General features: G+C 67.0%; 6 protein-coding genes. 2 read left to right on the top strand and 4 right to left on the bottom strand.

The window, feature by feature from the left end:
* The 4 genes from FGX59_RS35690 to FGX59_RS35675 form a co-directional block, all read right to left on the bottom strand.
* Positions 1-335 (bottom strand): helix-turn-helix transcriptional regulator (locus tag FGX59_RS35690; RefSeq protein ID WP_138473322.1); only part of this gene is annotated, 335 nt, incomplete at its 3' end.
* Between the two features lie 98 nt (positions 336-433).
* Positions 434-1,690 carry an ABC transporter permease subunit gene (locus tag FGX59_RS35685; RefSeq protein ID WP_138473321.1) on the bottom strand — a complete coding sequence of 419 codons (1,257 nt, stop codon included), beginning with the start codon at positions 1,688-1,690 and terminating at the stop codon, positions 434-436.
* Positions 1,687-2,463 carry an ATP-binding cassette domain-containing protein gene (locus FGX59_RS35680; RefSeq protein ID WP_370296487.1) on the bottom strand — a complete coding sequence of 259 codons (777 nt, stop codon included), beginning with the start codon at positions 2,461-2,463 and terminating at the stop codon, positions 1,687-1,689. The genes FGX59_RS35685 and FGX59_RS35680 overlap by 4 nt, the downstream gene beginning before the upstream one ends.
* An 88-nt stretch (positions 2,464-2,551) precedes the next feature.
* Positions 2,552-3,544 (bottom strand): ABC transporter substrate-binding protein, encoded by a 993-nt coding sequence (locus tag FGX59_RS35675; RefSeq protein WP_138473319.1) that lies wholly within the window; start codon positions 3,542-3,544, stop codon positions 2,552-2,554.
* 284 nt (positions 3,545-3,828) lie between these two features.
* On the opposite strand from FGX59_RS35675, the gene FGX59_RS35670 reads away from it, so the two are divergent.
* On the top strand, positions 3,829-5,208 hold the full coding sequence (locus tag FGX59_RS35670) for an aspartate aminotransferase family protein (RefSeq protein WP_138473318.1): 1,380 nt from the start codon (positions 3,829-3,831) through the stop codon (positions 5,206-5,208).
* Between the two features lie 104 nt (positions 5,209-5,312).
* Positions 5,313-6,406: PLP-dependent aminotransferase family protein (locus FGX59_RS35665; RefSeq protein ID WP_138473317.1), on the top strand; the 1,094-nt coding region annotated here is incomplete at its 3' end.

Below are 6,406 nucleotides of genomic sequence, written 5' to 3'. Positions count from 1 at the left end.
TCGTCGTCGTCTTCCGCGCGCAGGAGCGCCTCCAGCGCGTCGAGCCGTCCGGTCCAGAACCGGGAATACCGGTCGAGCCAGTGATGCGCCTCGCCCAGAGGGTCCGGCGCAAGGCTGCAGACATGCGTCCGCCACTGGATCTCGCGCCGGACAAGCCCGGCCTTTTCCAGCACCTTGACGTGTTTCGACACCGCGGCGAGCGAGATGTCGAAGGGCTCGGCCAGCTCGCTGACCGTGTGCCGGCCTTCCGCCAGCATCGCGATCATCCGCCGCCGCGTGGCATCGCCAAGCGCATGGAAGACCGCGTCGAGTTCCGGTGATTCTGATTCTACCATGTGGTTGAATGTAACCGGTCCGCGGCTGTCATTCAACTGGGTCGTGAAATGAAAAGCCGCCCCGGAGGGCGGCTGTCATTGCGGCAGGGGCAGGGGGCTCAGGACCGGCCCTTCCAGGGGACCAGCCATTTCTCCGCCCGGCGCATCAGGATGTCGATGCCGTAGCCGATCACGCCGATCAGGATGATCCCCATGATGACGATGTCGGTCAGCTGGAATTTCGAGGCGGCGATGATCATCATGCCTGCGCCCTTCTGCGCCGCGACCAGTTCCGCGGCGACCACCGTGCCCCAGCAGACCCCCATCGCCACCCGCGCGCCGGTGAAGATCTCGGGCAGCGAGTTGGGGATGATGACATGGCGCAGGATCTGCCAGCGCGAAGCGCCCAGGGAATAGGCCGCGTGGATCTTGGTTATGTTCACCCCCGAGACCCCGGCCCGCGCCGCGATGGTCATGATCCAGAGCGCGGCGAGGAACAAGAGCACGATCTTGCCGGTCTCCCAGATGCCGAACCAGATGATCACCAGCGGGATCAGCGCCAGCGGCGGGACGGGGCGCATGAATTCGACGATCGGGTCGAACCAGCCGCGGAACCAGCCCGAGAGCCCCATCGCGTAGCCCAGCGGAATGCCCACCAGCGAGCCCAGCACGAAGCCCGCGATCACCCGCCAGAGCGACCAGCCCAGATGCTGCCACAGGGTGAAGTTCTGGTAGCCGTTCGAGGCGATCTCGACGAAGCGCGCGGCGACCGCCTCGGGGGAGGGCAGCCAGATCGGCTCCATCTGCCAGCCCTTCGACGGCGCGAAGGACAGCGAACCCTTCGGCGTCATCGTCACCGTGCCGTCGGCGACCCTGACGCTTTCGTCCGGGGCGATCGGCTGGCCGTCGACCGCGGTGACGGCCAGCCCCTCGCCCTCGTCATTGCGCGTCGCGCGGATCAGCGTGCTGCGCCAGGCGCCGACCGTCTCGCTGTCATCCTTGGCGAAGCCCTCCCCGGGCGGGACCTCGGGCGCGTCGGGCTTCTCCTCGGGGGGGTGGACCAGCACGAAGACCGTGGCGGTGTCCGTGGCGCCCGAGGCATCCGTGGCGGTATAGGTGAACTGCGTCGTGCCGGTGAAGGGGCCGGGCACGTGGAGGGGCGAGATCACCGAGCCGGTGAAGGCGCCCCAGATCAGGAAGATCGTCAGGACCGAGATGATCGAGGCGGCGCGGTCGGGGCGCACGGCGCTCTCGTCGCCGAAGGTCACGGTCTTCAGCGAGGTGAAATCATGCCGCGCGGCCATGCCCTTGCGGATGAGATGGACGATCGCCATCGCCGCGACGAAGAGCAGGATGTAGAACAGCAGGACGATCACGTCGCGGTCTCCGTGCGGCCCATGATCTCCTCTTCCATCTCCCAGATCATCGACAGGATCTCCTCGCGGGTCTCGGCGAAGCCCTCGGACTTCTTCACCTCGCGCAGATCCATGGTGGTGCCGCGCTCGGCGAAGGGCAGGCGGTACTCCTTGAAGATCCGCCCCGGCCGCGGCGCCATGACCAGCAGCCGCTCGCCGAGAAGCAGCGCCTCCTCGACCGAATGGGTGATCAGGATGATGGTCTTCGAGGTCTCCTTCCAGAGCTGCAGCACCAGCCCCTGCATCTTCTCGCGGGTCAGCGCGTCGAGCGCGCCCAGCGGCTCGTCCATCAGGATCACCTCGGGGTCATTGGCCAGGCAGCGCGCCAGCGCGACCCGCTGCTGCATGCCCCCCGACAGCTCGTAGACCGCCTTGTCCTTGAAGTCCTTCAGCCCCACCGTCTCCAGCAGCCGGTTCGAGGCCCATTGCCGCTCGCGATGCGGCATGCCCTTCATGCGGGGGCCGAATTCGACATTCTCGCGGACATTCATCCATTCGAAGAGCGCGCCCTTCTGGAAGACCATGCCGCGCTCGGCCCCGGGCCCGGCGACGCGCTTGCCCCCGAGCGAGATCGTGCCGGCCGTGGGGGCGAGGAAGCCCGCGGCGATGTTCAGAAGCGTGGTCTTGCCGCAGCCCGAGGGGCCGAGCACCGAGAGGAGCTCGCCCTGCTTGAGGGTCAGCGACACGTCCTTCAGCGCCTGGACCGAGCCGCCATCGGGCAGGTCGAAGCGCATCGAGACGTCGGAAATGACGAGATCGGACAAGGGAGGGCCTTTCCCGCCCGGCGTGATCACAAGCGACCGCGCCGGAGCGGTTTTGTGATCACATGGAGGGGACGGAGCCGAGCGGGCCGGTATTCACCCGGTCGGCATAGCTCGGCAGGGCGGCGTCGATATTGCCCGAGTCGAGGAAGACCTGCGCCACGCCCTTCATGAAGTCCTGCGCGCCGCCGCCCAGCCATTTCGGCCCGAGCTGCTCTTCGACCGAGGGGAATTCGAAGGTCGCCAGCGTCTCGGCCGTCGCCTGCTCCTCCATCCCGGCATCCTGCGCGATGACCGGCAGCATTTCGGCCTCGTGCTCGCCGGATTTCCACATCTCGTTCATCTCGGCCGTGACCTTCAGGAAGCCCGCGACCAGCTCGGGATTGGCGGCGACGAAATCGGCCGGGCCCGAGGTGACGTCGAAGACGAGGATGCCGAGCTCCTCCTTCTCGGCGCCGGTCAGGAGCACGTTGCCATGCTCCTTCATGCGCCGGAGCGCGCCGCCCCAGCCGCAGACCATGTCGAGCGAGCCCTGCGCGAAGGCCGCCGCGCCGTCGGCGGGGGCCATGTCGACGATTTCCATGGTCGAGATGTCGACGCCGAAATGCTCCATCTGCTTGAGGAAGCCGTAATGCGCCGCGGTGCCGATCGGCACGCCGACGCGCTTGCCCTCCAGCTCCTTGGCGGAGTCCTTGTCGATCTCCAGCGCCTCGGCGACGACGCAGTTGTCGTTCTCGGCATAGCTGACCGCCACGTCGAGCGCCTGCAGGTCCTGCCCCGCCGAGGTGGCGACGACGAAGGGCGGCACGCCCTGGCTGACCGAGAGCTGCACGTCGCCCGCCGCCATCGCCGCCGACATGGCGGTCCCGGCATCGAAGCTGACCCAGTTGATCTTGACGCCCATCTCCTCCTCGTAGAGGCCGGTCGCCTTGGCGTACTGGAACGGCATCGGCCATTCGAGGAAGTAGCCGACGGTGATTTCGTCCATGGCGCGCGCCGCGCCCGCAGAGAGGGCCGCCGCCATGGCCGCGCCGATCAGCAGGGATTTCGTCATCTCTCTCTCCTGTTGCTCCCGGTGGCGTCCTCTTGCCGGGACGCCTATTTGCGCATCAAGCTTGCGAAAGCGCATGCGTGGATGTGAAGCTGAATTTTTCGGCATCTCGCGAACGACGACAGCGCAAATTACTAGGATTGCACGCTATTTCTGCCGTCCGCTGAACTGGACCTAAATCGCGATGTGCTCTGGCCCTATCCGGCCGCACAGCAAATAGGCAGGAAAAAAGGCAATTCCAGCGCGGTCTTTCCGGCCGCGCGCGATTCCCGATCTGGAGCACGCCCATGAACAAGTCCGTTCAGCCGAACGATCTCTCCGCCGTCATCGAGGCGGACCGCGCCCATCTGTGGCACCACCTGCTGCAGCACAAGACGCTGGAGACGAAGGATCCGAAGATCATCGTCGAGGGCAAGGGCATGCGGGTCTGGGACCAGACCGGCAAGGAGCATCTCGATGCCGTTTCCGGCGGCGTCTGGACGGTGAATGTGGGCTATGGCCGCGAGCGGATCGCCAATGCCGTGCGCGACCAGCTGATCAAGATGAACTACTTCGCCCAGTCGGCGGGCTCGATCCCGGGCAGCCAGTTCGCCGAGATGCTGCTGGGCAAGATGCCGGGCATGAGCCGCGTCTACTACGTGAATTCCGGTTCCGAGGCCAACGAGAAGGCCTTCAAGATGGTCCGCCAGATCGCGCACAAGCGCTATGGCGGCAAGAAGCACAAGATCCTCTACCGCGAGCGCGACTATCACGGCTCGACCATCGCCTGCATCTCCGCGGGCGGCCAGCCCGAGCGCAACATGCAGTACGGCCCCTACACGCCGGGCTTCGTCGAGGTGCCGCATTGCATGGAGTACCGCGCCCAGTGGGAGTGCGAGAACTACGGCGAGCGCGCGGCTGACGCGATCGAAGAGGTCATCCTGCGCGAGGGCCCCGACACCGTCGGCGCGATCTGCCTCGAGCCCGTGACCGCAGGCGGCGGCGTGATCACGCCCCCCGAGGGCTACTGGCAGCGCGTGCAGGAGATCTGCGCCAAGTACGACATCCTCTTGCATATCGACGAAGTGGTCTGTGGCATGGGCCGGACCGGCACCTGGTTCGGCTACCAGCAATACGGCATCAAGCCGGATTTCGTGACCATGGCGAAGGGCGTGGCCTCGGGCTATGCCGCCATCGCCTGCCTGGTCACGACCGAGAAGGTCTTCGACCTGTTCAAGACCGACATGGACGACCCGATGGACTATTTCCGCGACATCTCCACCTTCGGCGGCTGCACGGCCGGCCCGGCGGCGGCGATCGAGAACATGAAGATCCTCGAGGAAGAGAACCTGCTGGAAAACACCAACGCCATGGGCGCGCGCTTCATGGCCAATCTCGGCGCGCTGATGGAGAAGCACGAGGTCATCGGCGACGTGCGCGGCAAGGGCCTGTTCTGCGGCGCCGAGCTGGTCGCCGACCGCGCCACGAAGGAGCCCGCGCACGAGAAGATGGTCCAGGCCGTGGTCGCCGACTGCATGGCGCAGGGCGTCATCATCGGCGCGACCAACCGCAGCTTCACCGGCTTCAACAACACGCTGTGCTTCAGCCCGGCGCTGATCGCGACGCCGGACGACATCGACCAGATCACCGATGCGGTCGACGGCGCGCTCGGCCGCGTCTTCGGCTGATCCCCTTCCGGACGCGGTCCCGCCCGCGTCCGGGCTTGCCGCTCCCCGCGATTGGACCTAACAAGGTCGCGCTTTCTAGGTCCAGTGCGGGGGCGGCCCATCCCATGTCGATTTCCGAGGAGCTGTTCTTCCTCGATCCCAGCTTCGAGGGCACGCTCCAGAAGCAGCTGCAGCATATCGTGGCCGAGGGCGTGCTCTCGGGCCGCTTCCCGGTCGGCGCCAAGCTGCCTTCCAGCCGCCGCCTGGCGCAGCATCTGGGCGTCAGCCGGATCACCGTCACGCTGGCCTATACCGAACTCGTCGCCTCCGACTACCTGACCTCGCGCGGGCGCTCGGGCTATTTCGTCTCGCAGACCGCGCCGAGGCTGCCGGATTTCGGCGATGCGCCCCAGCGCGAGGACCGGGTCGACTGGGGGGCGCATATCGCGCAGGCCCATTCGCGGGCAGCGCGGGTGGCCCGCCCCGTGGACTGGCGCAGCTATCCCTATCCCTTCATCTACGGCCAGACCGACAAGCGGCTCTTCGACCATGCCAACTGGCGGCAATGCGCGCTGATGGCGCTGGGACAGCGGGATTTCAACGCGCTGACCGAGGATTACTACGACCGCGACGACGACCGCCTGGTGGAATTCATCGCCCGCCACTCGCTGCCCCGCCGCGGGATCCGTGCCCGCAAGGAGGAGATCCTGGTGACGCTCGGGGCGCAGAATGCGCTGTGGATCGCGTCGCAGGTGCTTCTGGGTGAGGGGCGCCGCGCGGTGCGCGAGAACCCCGGCTATCCGCAGCTGAGGGACATCCTGGCGCAGTCGCGCGCCGAGGTGCTGACCGTGCCGGTCGACGGCAAGGGGCTGATCCCCGAGGCGCTGCCCGAGGGCGCGGATGCGGTCTTCGTCACGCCCTCGCACCAGTGCCCGACCGCCGCCACCATGCCGATGGAGCGCCGCCGCCGCCTGCTGGCCCGCGCCGCGGCCGAGGATTTCCTGGTGGTCGAGGACGATTACGAATTCGAGATGTCCTTCCTCACCCCGCCGACCCCGGCGCTGAAGTCGCTCGACCAGGAGGGGCGGGTGATCTATGTCGGCTCCTTCTCGAAATCGCTCTTTCCGGGGCTGCGGCTGGGCTATCTGGTCGGCTCCGAGCCCTTCATCCGCGAGGCCCGCGCGCTCCGGGCGCTGATGCTGCGCCACCCGCCCGGCCA

The sequence above is a fragment of the Poseidonocella sp. HB161398 genome (assembly GCF_005870025.1).
Taxonomy (GTDB): domain Bacteria; phylum Pseudomonadota; class Alphaproteobacteria; order Rhodobacterales; family Rhodobacteraceae; genus Mangrovicoccus.
Note: the sequence above shows the minus strand (reverse complement) of the source record. Positions and strands in the feature narration are given on the sequence as shown.